We start from the raw sequence: 15,676 nt of genomic DNA on the forward strand, positions 1-15,676 counted from the left end.
AGAGGTCGCCTTTTTTTTACCGGGGTATAGCGCAGTCCGGTAGCGCGCCTGCTTTGGGAGCAGGATGTCAGGAGTTCGAATCCCCTTACCCCGACCATATTAAAAATCCTCGTATCGAAAGATACGGGGATTTTTTTTGTGCGCGGAATCCTGGCCTCACCACAAAACAAGTGTGGGAGCGGGCTTGCTCGCGAAAGCGGTGTGTCAGCCAGTGCATCTGGCACTGAACCACCGCTTTCGCGAGCAAGCCCGCTCCCACACTCACCGAGTCCTATCCCGGAACGTGCTGTCAGTGCAGTTTCAGGCGCGGCTCTGTCCCTCGCCCGATCTTGCTCCCCAGCATCAGCATCGCCGTGCGGAAGAAGCCATATAGCGCCATCTGGTGCATGCGATACAGCGACACATAGAACATCCGCGCCAGCCAGCCTTCCAGCATCACGCTGCCCGTCAGGTTGCCCATCAAGTTACCCACCGCCGAGAAGCGCGACAGCGAGATCAGCGAGCCGTAGTCGGTGTACTTGTACGACGGCAGGTCCTTGCCCTCGATCCGCAGTTTCAGCGACTTGGCCAGCAACGATGCCTGCTGGTGAGCTGCCTGGGCCCGTGGCGGCACATTGCGATCGGTGCCGGGTTGCGGGCAGGCCGCGCAGTCACCAAAGGCGAAGATGTTCTCGTCGCGGGTGGTTTGCAGGGTCGGCAGCACTTGCAGTTGGTTGATACGGTTGGTTTCCAGGCCGTCGATGTCCTTGAGGAAGCCTGGCGCACGAATCCCGGCGGCCCAGACCTTGAGACTGGCCGGGATTACCTGGCCGCTGCTGGTGATCAGGGCGTCGGCCGTCACCTCACTCACGGCGGAGTTGGTCAGGACGGTCACCCCGAGTTTCTCCAGGGTTTTATGCACAGGCCCGCCGATCCGCTCCGGCAGGGCAGGCAACACCCGTGGGCCGGCTTCGATCAGCGTGATGTGCATGTTTTCCGGCTTGATCTTGTCCAGGCCATAGGCGGCCAGTTCATGTGCGGCGTTATGCAGCTCGGCGGCCAGCTCGACGCCGGTGGCACCGGCGCCGACGATGGCGACGCTGATCTGCTCTACCACGTCCGTCTGCCCGGCATGGGCGCGCAGATAGTGATTAAGCAATTGCTGGTGGAAACGCTCAGCCTGCTTGCGGGTGTCGAGGAACAGGCAGTGTTGCGCCGCGCCTTCGGTGCCGAAGTCATTGGTGGTGCTGCCGACGGCGATCACCAGGCTGTCGTAGCCCAGCACGCGCGCGGGCACCAGTTCCCGGCCTTCCTCGTCGAGGGTGGCGGCCAGCTGGATTTTTTTCTGCTCGCGATCAAGCCCGCTCATGCGCCCCAGCTGGAACTCGAAGTGGTTCCATTTGGCTTGGGCAACATAATTGAGTTCGTCTTCCGAAGAGTTCAGCGAGCCGGCCGCCACCTCGTGGAGCAAGGGTTTCCAGATGTGGGTGAGGTTGGCATCCACCAGGGTGACGCTGGCGATGCCGCGCTTGCCCAGAGTCTTACCCAGGCGGGTAGCCAACTCCAGGCCGCCGGCGCCGCCGCCGACGATAATAATACGATGGGTCATGGGGATATCTCGCAAGGCTAAAGGAAATCGGTGCAGTTACCCGAGCGAGCGCCAGGCAGCTCATAGCGTCAGGTAACTCAAAAGGCGGCTCAGCAAACCCAGGCCGATCACTGCAACCAGCACCACCGCAAGGAGCAGCCAGGGCCGGAAAGGCTTGCGCTCGACTTGGTTCTGGGACAGTTGCAGGTACTCTTCGACATGCTGTTGGTCGTCGGGGTTCAGGCGGCTGGTCATAAAGGCCTCGTCAGGTAGACGTTGCTGAAGGGCGCCACGTTACAGTCGGGTGATTGGCGGCATTGCCTGAAGCATAGTCGCCAACCCGATCACAGGCTGATGCCCACATCGAACACTATGCTGCGCCCCAGATTGTTGCGCAAGAAGTCCGGTGCGTCCGGGTGCGCGAACAGTACGCGGGCGAAGGTCGGCCCCACGAGGGACAGCGAGCGCCAGCCCTGGCGCAGGTACTCGGTGGGAGGAGGGAAGTGACTGTTGAGGTCCAGTACTTCGCGCTTGAGGCTGGCGAAGGCGATGAGGTCCAGCTCCCCCAGGTCCATCCCGCGTTCTTTATAGTTGTGGGCCTTCTTGCGCAGGGTCGGCGCCAGGCGTAGCAGGAATTCGTGGGCGGGAATGCGCCGGGGCTTGGCTTCTCGCCGAACCAGTTGGCTCAGGGAAAACGCGCTGCGCCGCCGCAGCAGTTCGTCGCGCCATTCATCGTTCAGGCGCCGGCCTTCATCGAGTACGAAAAACACTTCGAAACTGGCGTCGCGAAACAGCACGTCCGGCGGTTCTTGCCCGGCGGCGTGGAATTCTTCGGCGCGATAGGGCACGTTCAAGCCTTGCAACAGGCGCTGGCAGACCCAACGCTCACGCTCCCATTTGCGGGCATTGGACAGGAAAGCATTGGCTTGTTCGGCCGCTACGGTAAGCAGGCGCAAGTAATCTGAGTCATCCATGTCACCAGCTTAGCGTCCAAATGATGACCGCAGGAAGTCCCGCGTCAAAAGGTCGGTGTAGACTGGCCACTCGACAGTTTCCCGTGGCATGAGGAGTATGCAGTGAAGTGTTTTGTGGTGCTGTTCTTGAGTCTTTTGCCCGTGTGGGCCCAAGCCGTCGAAGTGGGTGAGCGCGTTGCACCCTGGACGTTGCTTGATCAGTTCGACCAGGCCTACACCCTGGATGACCAGGCGCAAACCTTGCTCGTAGCGCGCAGCATGGACGCCGCCAAGATCGTCGATGCGGCGCTGCAAGGCCAGCCCAAGGGTTACCTGGAGGCTCGGCATGCGGTGTTTCTCGCCGATATCCAGCGCATGCCCCGGCTGATCGCGAAGATGTTCGCGGTGCCGGCGATGCAGGCCTACAACTATCGCGTCATGCTCGACCGCGATGCCCGTGTTACCCCGCGCTATCCCGCACCTGTGGATAAAGTGCTGTGGCTGCAACTGGATCACGGGAAGCTGGTGGCGCAGCACGAATACGACTCCGCCGCTGAACTGCGCCAGGCCCTGGAGCAGGTGCAGCCGTGATCAGCGCAGCGGTGTTGGCTCCGGAAACCCTCAGCATCGGCTGGCTGCTGTATGCGCCGGTGGTGATGTGGGCGCTCCTGCGTTCGCCGTGGGTCGAGCTGTTTGCCGACCGCCGACGCCAGCACTTGCTGTTCGGCACCGTATTCGCACTGTTCATGTTGTGGTTGGTGCGCCGGGATTTCGACACCGGGGTGTCCTATCACTTCATCGGCATGACCGCCGTGACCTTGTTGCTCGATTGGCCCCTGGCGATTGTCGGAGGCTTTGCCGCGCAACTCGGCCTGGTGTTGCTCGGCCGCCAGGACCTGGCCGCCGTGGGGATCAACGGCATGCTGCTGATCCTGTTGCCGGTGCTGGTCACCGAGGGTTGTGCGCTGCTGGTGGAGCGGGCGAAGCCACGCAATCCCTTTGTGTATATCTTCTGTTCGGGCTTTTTCGCCGCCGCACTGTCGGCCTTGCTGTGCCTGCTGGCAGGCCTGGGGCTGCTGTGGTTCGATGGCCGTTTTGCGATGCCGGAATGGATCGAGGATTTTGTCGGCTACTTGTGGCTGATCATTTTCCCCGAGGCCTTTATCAACGGCATGGTGATCAGCGCCCTGGTGGTGTTCTGCCCCGAGTGGCTGGAGACATTCAACCGCACTCGCTACCTCTCGGCGCCCTGGAAGGATGACGATCCGCGGCCTTGATCCAGGTCAAATGCCGCACACGCAAGTGGTCGCATGCTCTGCAAAATTTCCAGGAGCACGGAATCATGAGTGTGTACGAGTGGGCACGGCAGGAGTTACGCAGAAGCCAGGGCGCGGCGCAGGAAATCGGCTTTGACCCGGGCTTGACCCTGCGCGCCATGCTCAGTGCGGTGGTGCAGCAGAGCAAGGGCGTGCGCAGTTTTGAAGACCTGGCCGACGAGCTGCAGTACCTTGCAGAGAATCTCGACGACCAGCAGGACTATGGCTTTATGCGGCCTTAGTGTTTGGGCTGAAAGTCTTCGGAGAACAGGTCGTCCTCGGCGTCCGGGCTGACCGGGATCTTGTGTTCCTCGGACGCCCAGGCGCCCAGGTCGATCAGTTTGCAACGGTCCGAACAGAAGGGACGGTTGACGTTTTCTGCTTTCCATTCCACAGGTGCGCCGCAGGTTGGGCATTCGACGTTCAAGGGTTGGCTCATGATCGGCCTCCACGCAAAGTAAGGTAAAAGTGGTGCAGTCGCTCGACCTCGGCGTGCAGCCGGGCCAGGTCCTGGTCATTGACCAGCACGTCATCGGCATGGCGCAGGCGGTCTTCACGGGTGGCCTGGGCCTTGAGAATCGCCTGCACCTGCGCTTCGCTGATGCCATCGCGTTGCAGGGTACGCTGTATCTGCAACGATTGCGGCACGTCGATCACCAGCACCCGCTGGGTCATGGTGTACTGGCCGGACTCGATCAGCAGCGGTGACACCAGGATCGCGTAAGGCGATTGTGCACGCGCCAGGTGGCTGCGAATCTCCTCGGCGATCAGCGGGTGCAGCAACGCCTCCAGCCAGCGGCGCTCGTCGGGCACTTCGAAGATCAGCTTGCGCAACGCGCCGCGGTCCAGTTGCCCGTCAGGCTGCAGCACATCCGCACCGAAATGCCCGGCAATCTGCGCCAGGGCAGGGCGCCCGGGTTCGACTACCCAGCGCGCGGCGTGGTCGGCGTCAATCAAGTCCACGCCAAGCCGGACGAAGTGTTCGGCGGCCGCGCTTTTGCCACTGCCGATGCCGCCAGTGAGGCCAAGAATCCAGGGTGTTGCGACAGAAGTGGTCATCTGAAACCGACAGACTGCAAATAGAAGTCGGTTATTTGACCACCCCAGAGCAATGCAATCCAGCCGGCAATTGCCAGATACGGACCAAAAGGCATTGGAGTGGATGCGTGGGCTTTGCGCAGGCGCAATAGAATCAGGCCTCCCATCACACCCACCAGGGAAGACAGCAACAGCGTCATCGGCAGGATCTGCCAGCCGCCCCAGGCACCGAGCATGGCCAGCAGCTTGAAATCCCCGTGCCCCATCCCGTCCTTGCCGGTAATCAGCTTGAACACCCAGAACACCGACCACAGGCTCATGTAACCGGCTACCGCGCCCCACAGCGCATCGTGCAATGAAACAAAAACGCCAAAGCTGTTGAGGATCAACCCCAGCCAGAGCAACGGTAGCACCAACGCATCCGGCAGCAGTTGGTGGTCTGCATCGATCAGGCTCATCGCCAGCAAGCCCCAACTCAACAACAACACCGCTCCGGCTGCCCAGCCAAAACCGAAATGCCAGGCGACAACCGCCGAGATCAGCCCGCACGCCAGTTCAGTGATGGGATAACGCGCGCCAATAGATTGATGGCAACTTGAGCAACGTCCCTTGAGCAGTACATAACTGAGCAGCGGAATATTCTCCCAGGGGCGAATCGGGTGGCTGCAGTGTGGGCAACAGGAGTTGGGGCGCATCAGGTTATAGGGAGCCGCGATGGGCTCGGCGGGAAGGCCGAGGACCTCATGGGCCTGGGCTCGCCATTCGCGCTCCAGCATCTTCGGCAGGCGCCATACCAGCACGTTGATAAAACTGCCGACAATCAAGCCCAGCAGCAACGCGCCTGACACAAACACCCACGGCTGATAAACGAGGATCTCAGTCAGTGGCGTGCTCAAAAGGCTGTACCGAGTTGAAAGATCGGCAGGTACATGGCCAGCACCAATGCCCCGACGATGCCGCCGAGTACCACCATGATCAGCGGCTCCATGAGGCTGGTAAGGTTGTCCACCAGGTTATCGACGTCAGCCTCGTAGTGGCAGGCGACTTTTTCCAGCATGTTATCGAGGGTGCCCGACTCCTCGCCGATAGCCGTCATCTGGATCGCCATGCCTGGAAACAGGCCGCTTATGGCCATGGATTCATTCAGCTGGATTCCGGTTGCAACGTCGTGCCGCATACGATTGATTGCCTGTTTGAACTGCCCGTTACCCGTGGCGCCGGCCACGGAATCCAATGCCTGCACCAATGGAACGCCCGCCGCAAAGGTGGTCGAGAGCGTGCGAGCGTAGCGGGCGACCGCCGATTTTTTCAGCAGTGTGCCTGCCACGGGAGCTTTCAACAAACTGGCATCGAGCCAGTGGCGAAAGCCTGTGGACGAGCGATAGGCTTTGCGCATTCCTGCGAAACCGGCACCCGCGGCCAGGATCAGCATCCACCAGCTTTGCTGCATGAACTCCGACAGGCTGATGACGCCCAGGGTAAAGCCCGGCAGTTGTGCATCGACGCCGGCAAACAACCCCTGAAACTGCGGCACCACATGAATCAGCAGGATTGCGCTGACAGCGGTGGCGACTGCCAGTACCGTCACGGGATAGGTCATGGCCTTCTTGATTCTGGCTTTCAGCTGTTCGCTTTTTTCCAGGTGAATGGCCACCCTTTCCAGCAGCGCTTCGAGTGCGCCCGCCTGTTCACCCGCCGCAACCAGGTTGCAGTACAGATCATCGAAGTAGCGTGGGTATTTCTGCAAGGCGACAGCCAGGCTGCTGCCGGCGGCGATCTCCTGCTTCAAGCCTTGTACCAGCGCCCCCATATGCCGGTTGTCGAAGCCCTCGGCGATGATATCCAGCGCCTGTAAAAGTGCGATACCAGCCTTCAGCAGCGTCGCCAATTGGCGGGTGAAGAGGGCGATCTCTGCCGGTTTGACCGGCAGGGCGAGGCTCGGCCAACCGGCGAATTTCTTGCGTACGCGCCCAGGATTGATACCTTGCTGGCGCAGCAGTGCCTTGATCAGGGCGGGATTGTGACCGCGGGTTTCTCCGGATACCTTGCGCCCTTTGCGGTTGACGCCTTCCCAGGCATAGATCGCTGAAACATCATTCATTTCACGGTTCCGCACACAGACAGTGGAAGATTTATAGCTTAGTCAGGTGACGGATTCGGGCAGGCTCGCCGTGAGCGAAAAAATGTCAGTTTGTGCGTCTTGTTCAGCATTGGTTGCGCGGGGGTGAGTACACTGGCGCGGTTGCCGAGACGGGGTGCAGGATGCGCCTCGCGAAAGGTTTTATTCTGGAGAGTGAATGTGATGCGTCAGAAAGGTTTTACCTTGATCGAATTGTTGATCGTCGTGGCAATCATCGGCATTTTGGCCACCATCGGCCTGCCCATGTACACCAAGCACCAGGCCAAGGCCAAGTTCACCGCAGGGCTGGCCGAAGTCTCCGCGTTGAAGGCGGGCTTTGAAGACACGCTGAACCAGGGGACGCCACCGACCCTGGCGTTGATTGGCGGGACCAGCCCAACGGCCAACTGCAGGATTGACGTGACCGGCGACATCGCCACCGGTGCTGGCACGATTGCCTGTGAAATCCTCGACGCACCCGCGCCGGTCCTGGGCAAGATCATCACCTTGACCCGTAGCGCCACAACCGGCTGGAAGTGCACCACCACGGCAGAAGACCAATACGCCGCTAAAGGTTGTGCTTCCGGCGGCGCGTGATCATCAGGTCGTCTACTGTTTACGCAGCAAGGAAGAGCGTGTGTGTAAACCGCTCTACGCCCATCACAAGGAAGTAGAGGTTGCCGATGACGTCGTCTGTCCAGCAGCGGGGGAACATATTCCTCGTCGTGGTTATGTGTCTGCTGATGCTGGCGATCTGCGCGCCTTTCAGTAGTCATGACTGGCAACGTGCGGTGCAGATATCGGTGGCGCTGTGTGCGGTGGTGTATGGGCTGTGCTTGCCGCAGGCAGAGCGATGCGTAGACAGGTCGACAGCGCTCGGGGTGTCGCTGATCGGGGGCGCGGGGCTGGTTTCGGCCCTGTTGGCCCACCAGCCACTCTGGGCGTTGACCGAGCTGGCGCTGCTCATCAGTTGTTGCGCCACTGCTGTGGCTTTCAGCCGGGCCAGGCGCAATGGGGATGAGTCCCTGGATCGTGTATTGGTCCTGTTCGTATTGCTGCTGTGCATGGTTAAAAGCATTCAATATCTGCACGCCGGGGTCCTCGCCTTCACCAGCGGCGAAGCAATCGTGAATACCGATTTGCTGTTGTCCGGGTTCTCCAATAAACGTTTCTACGGTCAGTTCCAGACCTTCACCCTGCCGCTGCTGGCGCTTCCCTTGCTGGTTTCAAACGTCGCTCGTCCAGCGCGGGGCGCAGTGTTCGCCCTGCTGTGTGTCTGGTGGCTGATCGCGATCGGTGGCGGTACCCGCGGCACCTGGCTCGGTATGGGCGCTGCCGGCTGCGTGCTGATGTTCCTGGGGCCGCAGGGGCGCCGTTGGCTGGGCTGGCAGTTGGCGGCACTGGCCTGTGGGTTAGTGTTGTATTGGTTGGTCTTCACGGTGCTGGCAGGGTACTTGGGGATTGTAATTTCCAATGGTGCCGTAGATCGACTGACCACCAGCCTCTCGGGGCGTGGGCCGATATGGTGGCAGGCCTGGAGCATGATTATCGAGCGGCCCTGGCTGGGTTTCGGGCCGATGCATTTTGCCGACATCGCCAATGACATTGCCGCTCACCCTCACCAGGCGATTCTGCAGTGGGCCAGCGAATGGGGCGTACCGTCGACGCTGTGCGTGATTGCGTTGGTCGCGTGGGCGGGTTGGTCAACCTTGGACGTGTTGCGTAAGCGTGCGTTGTCATTGGCGCCCGTGGACCTGCTGCGCCTGTGCCTGTTTGCCTCGCTGATCGGTGCACTGACCCAGGCACAGGTGGATGGGGTAATCGTGATGCCGGTGTCGCAACTCTGGCTGGCGCTGGTGGTTGGCTGGCTGATGGGATTGCATGTGTGGCGCGTTCCATCGGTCGCCCCGGTACCGGCGTTGTACAGGGTGTGGATGGCCGCGAGCGTCGTGGCCGTCGGCTTGCTGGTGTTCGTCGCGATTCGTGATGTGCCCCGACTCACGGAGCGCAGCGAGCACTACATGGGCCTGAGTAACGGTCACCTGCAGCCACGCTTTTGGGTGCAAGGTGTGATTGCCCTCGAAATGCAGTGAGTTGCCGGACGTCCAAGGCAGTGCTAGCTTTAGCCCACCGCCCGTGTAGCTCAGCCGGTAGAGCAGCGCACTCGTAACGCGAAGGTCGCAGGTTCGATTCCTGTCTCGGGCACAAAGGCAACACAGTTTTCAGATGATCCCAGAATGGTTCTGAAGGCCAGACGAACCGGTATTCATGCCTGTTCTTTTGTATCTGCGCGACCTTGATGACCCAGATGCATCCCCATTCCTCGATCTAAGAGAACGACATGACCACACAAGAAATGACCCAGGAAGCGCGGCACGAAGCAGCCCTCAAAAAGTACGTCGCGGAGTCGCCGGAACTGCTGGATGAGATCAAGGACCTGAGCGCCGATGATCAAAGGGACCAGATCCAATGGGCGTTTGAGGATGAGGCCGAGGCCCAGGGCCTGCAGCCATGGGAACTGACCCTGAAGTACACCTCCACCCCCGAAGCGTTCGAGGCGGCTCGCCTGGCTTTGCACAAGGAAGCGGCCGAGGTGCTGGGTGTCGACTGGAATGAGTATTGCGGGATGAACAATCTCGCGATCTGACACAAGTTTAATGTGGCGAGGGGGCTTGCTCCCGCTGGGTTGCCAAGCGACCCCAAAAACCTTTGGAGCGCTGCGCACTCCAGCGGGAGCAAGCTCCCTCGCCACAAAAGCATGCGCTTACATTCAAGGGCGTTTCAGAGACTAAGCCGCATCGACAAATCCACCGCCTTCACATCCTTGGTCATCGCCCCGATGGAGATGTAGTCCACGCCGGTTTCAGCGATGGGCAGCAGGGTGCTTTCGTTGATCCCGCCACTGGCCTCCAGCTTGGCTTTGCCGTTGTTCAGGCGCACTGCTTCGCGCATGTCATCCAGGCTCAGCTCATCCAGCATGATGATATCGGCGCCCGCCGCCAGTGCCTCACGCAGTTCCTCCAGGCTTTCCACTTCGATTTCCACCGGCTTGCCCGGGGCGATCTTGTGGGCGGCGCTGATCGCCTGGGCAATGCCACCACAGGCTGCGATATGGTTTTCCTTGATCAGGAACGCGTCATACAGGCCGATGCGGTGGTTGTGGCAACCGCCGCAGGTCACTGCATATTTTTGCGCCAGGCGCAGGCCGGGCAGGGTCTTGCGAGTATCCAGCAGCTTGACCTGGGTGGACGCGACAAAGTCCGCCAGGTATTGGGCGCGGGTGGCAACCCCTGACAACAGTTGCAGGAAATTCAGCGCGCAACGCTCGCCACTGAGCAGCGAGCGGGCCGGGCCTTCGAGGTGAAACAGCGCCTGGTTGGGGCTGACACGTTCGCCGTCGCGCACCTGCCAATGCACCGCGACGCGTGGGTCCAATTGGCGAAACACCGCTTCCACCCAGGCCGTGCCGCTGATGACGGCGGCGTCGCGCGTGATGATCGTGGCCTTGGCCAGGCGTTCGGCGGGGATCAGTTGTGCGGTGATATCCCCGCTGCCGATGTCTTCCAGCAATGCGCGACGCACATTGGCTTCGATTTCGGCGGTCAGGTCGGCTAGACGAAGATTGGGCATAACAGGCTCCACAAACAAAGTGCCTGGATTATAGGGGCAGGGCGGGCCTGAACCCAAGGCAACTGGCACCACGGGTGCGGTGCGCGATGTTCATTTACACGGCAATCACAGAGTTCGCTGGCGCAACAACCCTCATTTGCAAGATAATCTCGCGCCTTGCAATTGGCGTCATAGCTTTGACGTCACGGTGATAGCCCGATTTTCGCAGTGCCCCGGCGTGCTTCGCGCCGTTGCTGCACCGATCCTTCACACAATCGAATACCGCCGTTTCAGGAGGCCAGGATGCACAATGACGGGAAGGTGGTGCCGATCAATAAGGCACGGGCGACGCCATCGCCGCTCGCCCGCCTGCCGGTGGTGTTGCTCCAGGTCCGTGACAAGGCGGCGCAGCAACTCAGGCAGGGACTGCAGGAGCTGTTTGATAACGCCGACGACACCCTGTTCGAAATGGCCGACAAGACCCGCAGTAACGTCGACCACGGTATTTTCTTTGAGGCCATGCGCGACCTGCGCCTCAAGCGCAAGAATTTCGAGCGTGGCTTCATGGAGCAACTCTACGAAGCGTTTGCCAATCTTGGCAACGTGGAGCGCGGTGAGCTGCAACTGATTCCGGTGGTGTCCTACACCGCGGCGCCCGGGGTCTCGGGCGATGAGCTGGAAAAAGCCGTCGCGCTCGAGGCCATGCTGGGCAAGGTGCTGCGCCGTGACGGGCTCGCCCTTGGGCAATTGACAGCCCGGCTCAATGCCTTGCTCGACAAACGCCTGGATGATCGGGGCAACCCCCTGGGCCCGGCAATGCTGTGCGCGTTTTTTCTGCAAGCAGGACGCAGCCTTGGCGTGGAAATCCGGGTCAAGCTGATCATTCTCAAGCTGTTTGAGAAATACGTGCTCAGTGACGCTGATCTGTTGTACGGCGAAGCCAATCAGTTGCTGATCGCCACCGGCGTATTGCCCGAACTCAAGGCCGTGCCATCGCGGCGCGCCGTCGCCACGGCCGAGTTGCCTGAAGACACCCCGCCGATTGCCGGCCACCCGGCAGACGACAGCGGCCAGGAAGTTTTCGCGGCGTTGCAGGAATTGCTGTCGGCAGTGCGCGGCAGCGTGGCACCCACGCTGGAAGCCAGCGCCGAGACCCAGCCCATCTCCACCCGTGACCTGCTGCGCCTGCTCTCCCATTTGCAGCAATATGTGCCTGAGCCTGAGGTCGAGGATGATTTCGACCTGCGCAACCAGCTTGAACAACTGCTGACCCGGGTCAGCGTCAAGAGCGGCAAGTCGCGGGTGGTGGAGGATGCGGACGAGGATGTGATCAACCTGATCGCCATGCTGTTCGAGTTCATCCTCAATGACGGTACGGTGCCCGAGTCCCTCAAGGCGCTGATCGCGCGCCTGCAGATTCCGATGCTGAAAGTGGCGGTGCTGGACAAGAGTTTTTTCAGCCGCACCAATCACCCGGCGCGACGCTTGCTCAATGAAATCGCTTCGGCGGCCATGGGCTGGAGCCAGCGCGACGATTATCAGCGCGACAGCCTGTACCTGCACATCGAGCAGGTGGTGCAGCGGTTGTTGAATGATTTTGTGGATGATCCGGCAATCTTTTCCCAGTTACTGACCGAGTTCACCGCGTTTACCCATGACGAGCGACGCCGCAGCGAATTGCTGGAGCAACGTACCCGCGATGCGGAAGAAGGGCGCGCCCGTACCGAAATCGCTCGTCAGCGTGTAGCCGAAGCCCTCAATCTGCGGTTGCTGGGCAAAGTACTGCCCGAGGTCGTGGTGCAGTTCCTGCAACAGGCCTGGAGCCAGGTGCTGTTGCTGGCGTGCCTGAAGCATGGCGAGCACTCGCCACAATGGCTGGCCGGGTTGCGCACCATGGACGAGTTGATCTGGAGTGTCGGCCTCAGCGAAGACACCGAAGCCGGCCGGCACCTGCTGGAGCAGTTGCCAGGCTTGCTGAAAGCCTTGCGCGATGGGTTGAGCGGCGCGGCATTCGATCCCTTCATTACCCGGGAATTTTTCACCCGCTTGCAAACCCTGCATGTCCAGTCGTTCCGGGGCAGTGCCGAGGAACAACCGTCGCTGTCGCAAGTCGAGGTGCGCGAGGCATTCGTCCTCAGTCCCGCGGCACCGGCCATCGAGGCGAGCCTGCCGGAAGATGATCCCGACCTGCTCAAGGTTCGCCAACTGCGGATCGGTTGCTGGGTGGAATTTCAGGAAGACGCCGAAAACACCCTGCGTTGCAAGCTGACGGCGATTATTGCGCCGGGCAATACCTGCATTTTCGTCAATCGAACCGGCCTCAAGGTATTGGAAAAAAATCCGCTTGAACTGGCCCTGGAGTTCAAGCGTGGCGCGGTGCGAACCCTGGATGATGCGCTGTTGTTCGACCGCGCCCTGGCTTCGGTGATTGGCAACCTGCGCCAACTTCATCGCGCCAAGTGATCGCAACCAGACAGCGGAACGCGGCATACTGAGTCACCCCAGCCTCGTTCAAGGAACCAGTATGCAGTTGGACCCCGCCAGCGGTTGGTGCCAGGGCATTCGCCATTGCCCCTCGCCCAACTTCAACGAGCGCCCCGGTGGCGAGATTTCCCTGTTGGTGGTGCACAACATCAGCCTGCCACCGGCGCAATTCGCCACCGGCAAGGTGCACGAGTTTTTCCAGAATCGCCTGGATGTCACGGAACATCCCTACTTTGAAGGTATTGCCGACCTACGGGTTTCTGCGCATTTTCTGATTGAGCGTGATGGCGCGGTGACGCAGTTTGTCTCGTGCCGGGACCGGGCCTGGCATGCCGGGGTATCGAGCTTCGAGGGGCGTGAGACGTGTAACGACTTTTCCCTGGGGATCGAGCTGGAGGGCACTGATGACCTGCCCTTCACCGATGCCCAGTATCAATCCCTGATCGCCCTGACGCGCCAGTTGCTGGCGGCGTACACGGGCATTACCCGCCAGCGCATTTGTGGCCATAGCGATATCGCCCCGGGACGCAAGACCGACCCCGGACCCGAATTTGATTGGGCGCGCTTTCGCAGCGCCTTGCAGGATGGAGGACACGCACAATGAGTTTTCTGGTGTTGGTGCTGGCGGTATGGATCGAGAAGTTCTCGGCCCTGCGTCATCGTATACAACGTGATGGCGGTTGGTTGCGGGAACTGGCCAAGCTGGAGTCGAGCGCCAGCCTGGGCAAGCAGCCGTGGCTGATCCTCACATTGCTGGTGCTGCTGCCGGTGGCCTTGCTTGCGTTGTTGTTGCTGGTGCTGGAGCCAGTGGCCTATGGCCTGTTGGCGCTGCCGGTGCACCTGCTGGTGGTGATCTACAGCCTGGGCCGTGGCGATCTCCTGGCCGGATTGGGCCCGTTCCGTGATGCCTGGCGCCGGGGTGACCTGCAAGCGGCCGAACATGTGGCCGAACGTGACTTGAGCATCAGCGCCGACAGCGGTGAGCAGTTGCTGGAGCGGGTCCAGGGCCATCTGTTGTGGCAGGCCTACCAAAGCTTCTTCGCGGTGATTTTCTGGTACTTCCTCCTCGGGCCGGTGGCCGCCCTGGCCTACCGTCTGCTGGCGCTGGCGACCGAGAACAGCAAGAACCCACTGGTGGCCGAGCGTGCCGGGCAATTGCGCCATGCCTTCGACTGGTTGCCGGTACGTTTGCTGGCGGCGAGTTTCGCCCTGGTCGGCAACTTTGTGGCGGTCGGCCGGGTGATGCTGCATGAGCTGCTGAGCTGGGACATCAGTGCTGCGCAACTGGTGGAGAAGGTGGGCCTGGTGGCCGCGGAGATCCCGCCACCGGTGGTAGGCGCCGAGGGCATCAACAGCCTTGATCGTATCTGGGAGTTGCTGCTGCGTGCCGCCGTGCTGTGGTACGCCGGCTTTGCCATCTGGACCGTGCTGCCCTGATTTGCCTCCCTGTAGGAGCGGGCAAGCTCGCTCCTACCTCGTTAACCTTAAGTTACAAACCTCCTTTTCGAATTGAGCTATACAGACAGAGCGCCAAATAGTGGCTATCTGCCGCCGCCCTGCGCCCTCAATAAAAATAAAAGAAAAGGGAGTTCACCTGTGAAGAGCTTGCTCTATCCCGCCGTCGCGTTCATGAACCGCCTGACCTTCGGCATGAAGTTCAGCCTTATCAGCGTGCTGTTCCTGTTGCCGATGCTGGCCACCAACTACTACCTGGTGCGCGATTCCTGGCGTGAATTCCAGGGCACTCGCATCGAGCTGCAAAGCCTCGACCTGCTGGGCAGCAGCCTGGCCCTGCGCCGTGACCTGGAAACCCTGAACAACCAGGTACAGATCAACGCAACCCTCGGCCAATCAGGCAAGGCCGGTGATATCGAAAACAAAATCATCGCCCTCGAAGACAGCCTGCTGCAGCGCCTGCAAAGCTTCCACGCCCTGTCCGCCGACCCAGAACAGGCCGCCGCCTTCGAAGCCAAGCGCGATGAAATGATCGCCGCCTTCAAGGCCCAGCAACAGGAAACTTCACTGCTCAGCAAAAGCGCGCTGATCGGCAAACTCCTCAACAAGGCGCAGATGCTCAGCCAGATCATCGCCAGCCAGTCGGGTTTGAGCCGTGACCCCCAGGGCGACCTGCGCCAACTCAGTGAACTGATCACCAGCGTTACCCCACAAGTCACCCAGACCCTGGGGGAAGGCCGGGCCATGGGGGCTTATTCGTTGGGCCAGGGTTTTCTCAATTCGTCGTCCAGCACTCGTTTTGACGAGCTGCTGCAGCAACTGGAAAAGCTCCAGGCGGAATACGGCCTGAAACTGCAGGATGCCCTCGGCTCCAGCAAGCCCGCCCACGCAGCATTGGCGAGCCTGGCGGACGCGAGCAAGGCCAGCCTCAAGCAAGGCAGTGAGTTGTTCGAAGAGCAGGTCGTCATGGCCGAAACCCTCGACGCCCCATGGCAAGACTTCTACGACGACGTCAGCACGTTGATGGCCAAGACCTATCAGCTCGACGAAGCCACCCTGACCTTTCTCGAGCAGCAACTGGAGCAACGCCTGTCGGAAAACCGCACGCACATGATCGGATTGGTGGCGGCACTGG

Annotated in this window: 17 protein-coding genes and 2 tRNA genes; 11 read left to right on the top strand and 8 right to left on the bottom strand. The window is 60.8% G+C overall.

What is annotated here, in order from left to right:
• Positions 1 to 20: 20 nt before the first annotated feature.
• A tRNA-Pro gene (locus HX839_RS11335) sits at positions 21 to 97 on the top strand.
• Between the two features lie 192 nt (positions 98 to 289).
• Here HX839_RS11335 and HX839_RS11340 read toward each other — a convergent pair.
• From HX839_RS11340 to HX839_RS11350, 3 genes are all read right to left on the bottom strand, one after another.
• Positions 290 to 1,588, bottom strand: a complete 1,299-nt coding sequence (locus HX839_RS11340; RefSeq protein ID WP_003215906.1) for an NAD(P)/FAD-dependent oxidoreductase — start codon at positions 1,586 to 1,588, stop codon at positions 290 to 292.
• Positions 1,589 to 1,648: 60 nt separating this feature from the next.
• Positions 1,649 to 1,822 (bottom strand): DUF3094 family protein, encoded by a 174-nt coding sequence (locus HX839_RS11345; protein WP_010174986.1) that lies wholly within the window; start codon positions 1,820 to 1,822, stop codon positions 1,649 to 1,651.
• 89 nt (positions 1,823 to 1,911) lie between these two features.
• Complete coding sequence (locus HX839_RS11350) at positions 1,912 to 2,541, bottom strand: DUF1780 domain-containing protein (RefSeq protein ID WP_008437312.1); 630 nt, start codon at positions 2,539 to 2,541, stop codon at positions 1,912 to 1,914.
• Positions 2,542 to 2,643: 102 nt separating this feature from the next.
• Between HX839_RS11350 and HX839_RS11355 the strand changes: the two genes are divergently transcribed.
• The 3 genes from HX839_RS11355 to HX839_RS11365 all read left to right on the top strand — a co-directional run bounded on the left by HX839_RS11355 (position 2,644) and on the right by HX839_RS11365 (position 4,078).
• Complete coding sequence (locus HX839_RS11355; RefSeq protein ID WP_177067058.1) at positions 2,644 to 3,111, top strand: FAD/FMN-containing dehydrogenase; 468 nt, start codon at positions 2,644 to 2,646, stop codon at positions 3,109 to 3,111.
• Positions 3,108 to 3,797, top strand: a complete 690-nt coding sequence (locus HX839_RS11360; protein ID WP_087694626.1) for an energy-coupling factor ABC transporter permease — start codon at positions 3,108 to 3,110, stop codon at positions 3,795 to 3,797. The genes HX839_RS11355 and HX839_RS11360 overlap by 4 nt, the downstream gene beginning before the upstream one ends.
• Before the next feature lie 65 nt (positions 3,798 to 3,862).
• On the top strand, positions 3,863 to 4,078 hold the full coding sequence (locus HX839_RS11365; protein ID WP_177067059.1) for a hypothetical protein: 216 nt from the start codon (positions 3,863 to 3,865) through the stop codon (positions 4,076 to 4,078).
• Here HX839_RS11365 and yacG read toward each other — a convergent pair.
• From yacG to HX839_RS11385, 4 genes are read right to left on the bottom strand one after another with little or no spacing between them, the layout of a single operon-like run.
• Positions 4,075 to 4,275 carry a DNA gyrase inhibitor YacG gene (yacG, locus tag HX839_RS11370; protein WP_003215918.1) on the bottom strand — a complete coding sequence of 67 codons (201 nt, stop codon included), beginning with the start codon at positions 4,273 to 4,275 and terminating at the stop codon, positions 4,075 to 4,077. The two genes, HX839_RS11365 and yacG, sit on opposite strands and share 4 nt — an antisense overlap.
• Positions 4,272 to 4,895, bottom strand: coding sequence for a dephospho-CoA kinase (gene coaE, locus HX839_RS11375; protein WP_003215920.1), 624 nt, complete (start codon positions 4,893 to 4,895; stop codon positions 4,272 to 4,274). Before coaE ends, yacG begins: the two co-directional genes overlap by 4 nt.
• Positions 4,892 to 5,770 (bottom strand): A24 family peptidase, encoded by an 879-nt coding sequence (locus HX839_RS11380; protein WP_371315629.1) that lies wholly within the window; start codon positions 5,768 to 5,770, stop codon positions 4,892 to 4,894. The genes coaE and HX839_RS11380 overlap by 4 nt, the downstream gene beginning before the upstream one ends.
• Positions 5,767 to 6,975, bottom strand: a complete 1,209-nt coding sequence (locus HX839_RS11385) for a type II secretion system F family protein (RefSeq protein ID WP_003215923.1) — start codon at positions 6,973 to 6,975, stop codon at positions 5,767 to 5,769. The genes HX839_RS11380 and HX839_RS11385 overlap by 4 nt, the downstream gene beginning before the upstream one ends.
• Positions 6,976 to 7,176: 201 nt before the next feature.
• Between HX839_RS11385 and HX839_RS11390 the strand changes: the two genes are divergently transcribed.
• The 4 genes from HX839_RS11390 (at position 7,177) to HX839_RS11405 (ending at position 9,640) form a co-directional block, all read left to right on the top strand.
• Complete coding sequence (locus HX839_RS11390) at positions 7,177 to 7,590, top strand: pilin (protein ID WP_003215925.1); 414 nt, start codon at positions 7,177 to 7,179, stop codon at positions 7,588 to 7,590.
• A gap of 86 nt (positions 7,591 to 7,676) precedes the next feature.
• Positions 7,677 to 9,086 carry an O-antigen ligase gene (locus tag HX839_RS11395; RefSeq protein WP_177067060.1) on the top strand — a complete coding sequence of 470 codons (1,410 nt, stop codon included), beginning with the start codon at positions 7,677 to 7,679 and terminating at the stop codon, positions 9,084 to 9,086.
• A gap of 39 nt (positions 9,087 to 9,125) precedes the next feature.
• Positions 9,126 to 9,198 (top strand) — tRNA-Thr (locus tag HX839_RS11400).
• Between the two features lie 136 nt (positions 9,199 to 9,334).
• Positions 9,335 to 9,640, top strand: a complete 306-nt coding sequence (locus HX839_RS11405) for a DUF6388 family protein (protein WP_008437299.1) — start codon at positions 9,335 to 9,337, stop codon at positions 9,638 to 9,640.
• A 134-nt stretch (positions 9,641 to 9,774) separates the two neighbouring features.
• On the opposite strand, the gene nadC is transcribed toward HX839_RS11405, so the two are convergent.
• A complete protein-coding gene (gene nadC / locus HX839_RS11410; protein WP_008437288.1) occupies positions 9,775 to 10,623 on the bottom strand; it encodes a carboxylating nicotinate-nucleotide diphosphorylase in 849 nt (282 codons plus the stop codon).
• Positions 10,624 to 10,905: 282 nt separating this feature from the next.
• On the opposite strand from nadC, the gene HX839_RS11415 reads away from it, so the two are divergent.
• From HX839_RS11415 to ampE, 3 genes are all read left to right on the top strand, one after another.
• Positions 10,906 to 13,065, top strand: coding sequence for a DUF1631 domain-containing protein (locus tag HX839_RS11415; RefSeq protein ID WP_177067061.1), 2,160 nt, complete (start codon positions 10,906 to 10,908; stop codon positions 13,063 to 13,065).
• Positions 13,066 to 13,126: 61 nt separating this feature from the next.
• Positions 13,127 to 13,690, top strand: a complete 564-nt coding sequence (ampD, locus tag HX839_RS11420) for a 1,6-anhydro-N-acetylmuramyl-L-alanine amidase AmpD (protein ID WP_003215934.1) — start codon at positions 13,127 to 13,129, stop codon at positions 13,688 to 13,690.
• Positions 13,687 to 14,523 carry a regulatory signaling modulator protein AmpE gene (gene ampE, locus HX839_RS11425; protein ID WP_003215936.1) on the top strand — a complete coding sequence of 279 codons (837 nt, stop codon included), beginning with the start codon at positions 13,687 to 13,689 and terminating at the stop codon, positions 14,521 to 14,523. Before ampD ends, ampE begins: the two co-directional genes overlap by 4 nt.
• Positions 14,524 to 15,676 lie beyond the last annotated feature (1,153 nt).

The sequence above is a fragment of the Pseudomonas sp. I8001 genome, assembly GCF_013385345.1.
In the GTDB taxonomy this organism is placed as follows: Bacteria; Pseudomonadota; Gammaproteobacteria; order Pseudomonadales; family Pseudomonadaceae; genus Aquipseudomonas.

Coding starts and splice junctions, on each gene's coding strand:
- HX839_RS11340 (WP_003215906.1), bottom strand. CDS start 1,588: ATGACCCATCGTATTATTATCGTCGGCGGCGGCGCCGGCGGCCTGGAG.
- HX839_RS11345 (WP_010174986.1), bottom strand. CDS start 1,822: ATGACCAGCCGCCTGAACCCCGACGACCAACAGCATGTCGAAGAGTAC.
- HX839_RS11350 (WP_008437312.1), bottom strand. CDS start 2,541: ATGGATGACTCAGATTACTTGCGCCTGCTTACCGTAGCGGCCGAACAA.
- HX839_RS11365 (WP_177067059.1), top strand. CDS start 3,863: ATGAGTGTGTACGAGTGGGCACGGCAGGAGTTACGCAGAAGCCAGGGC.
- yacG (WP_003215918.1), bottom strand. CDS start 4,275: ATGAGCCAACCCTTGAACGTCGAATGCCCAACCTGCGGCGCACCTGTG.
- coaE (WP_003215920.1), bottom strand. CDS start 4,895: ATGACCACTTCTGTCGCAACACCCTGGATTCTTGGCCTCACTGGCGGC.
- HX839_RS11385 (WP_003215923.1), bottom strand. CDS start 6,975: ATGAATGATGTTTCAGCGATCTATGCCTGGGAAGGCGTCAACCGCAAA.
- HX839_RS11390 (WP_003215925.1), top strand. CDS start 7,177: ATGCGTCAGAAAGGTTTTACCTTGATCGAATTGTTGATCGTCGTGGCA.
- HX839_RS11395 (WP_177067060.1), top strand. CDS start 7,677: ATGACGTCGTCTGTCCAGCAGCGGGGGAACATATTCCTCGTCGTGGTT.
- HX839_RS11405 (WP_008437299.1), top strand. CDS start 9,335: ATGACCACACAAGAAATGACCCAGGAAGCGCGGCACGAAGCAGCCCTC.
- nadC (WP_008437288.1), bottom strand. CDS start 10,623: ATGCCCAATCTTCGTCTAGCCGACCTGACCGCCGAAATCGAAGCCAAT.
- HX839_RS11415 (WP_177067061.1), top strand. CDS start 10,906: ATGCACAATGACGGGAAGGTGGTGCCGATCAATAAGGCACGGGCGACG.
- ampD (WP_003215934.1), top strand. CDS start 13,127: ATGCAGTTGGACCCCGCCAGCGGTTGGTGCCAGGGCATTCGCCATTGC.
- ampE (WP_003215936.1), top strand. CDS start 13,687: ATGAGTTTTCTGGTGTTGGTGCTGGCGGTATGGATCGAGAAGTTCTCG.